This window comes from Catenulispora rubra, from assembly GCF_015356825.1.
Lineage (GTDB): Bacteria > Actinomycetota > Actinomycetes > Streptomycetales > Catenulisporaceae > Catenulispora > Catenulispora rubra.
The window spans coordinates 1-406 of record NZ_JAACYW010000789.1 but is presented as its reverse complement, the minus strand read 5'-3'; the positions used below and the strand labels follow the sequence as shown (position 1 = coordinate 406).

The window sequence follows — 406 nt, the reverse complement described above, 5'->3', positions numbered from 1 at the left end:
GCGCGTGACAGATCCGCCGGCGGGAAAGCCGGCTTGGCCGGTGAAGGTGGCGACCGCCCCGGTCAACTTCGGGATCTACTCGGCCCGGGAGCCGTTCATCAGCGCGGCGGAGTACGCGCGGATCGCGGTGGACTGCGGGTATGCGGGCACTGATCTGGGCCCGCGCGGGTATCTGGAGGAGGTGTCGGCCGACTCCTGTCCGGCGCTGGCCGGCGGCTGGCACGACTTGCGGTTCGGGCAGCAGGAGGGCTTCGCTGAGGACTTGTCAGCCCTCGAAGACACCGCGTGGCTGCTGCACAGCCGCAACCGCTACCCGGACATGAGCAGCTTCGCGCCGAAGCCGACGCTGGCGTGCCGGCCGTCGGGGCCGTTGGACGCGGCCGGGTGGGGCCTGCTGGTCCGGCAG

The 406-nt window shown here is 71.9% G+C and carries 1 pseudogene; it reads left to right on the top strand.

From position 1 onward, the window contains the following. Window positions 1-40: 40 nt before the first annotated feature. Window positions 41-406, top strand: a pseudogene (locus GWK61_RS55430) (xylose isomerase); the annotation flags it as partial.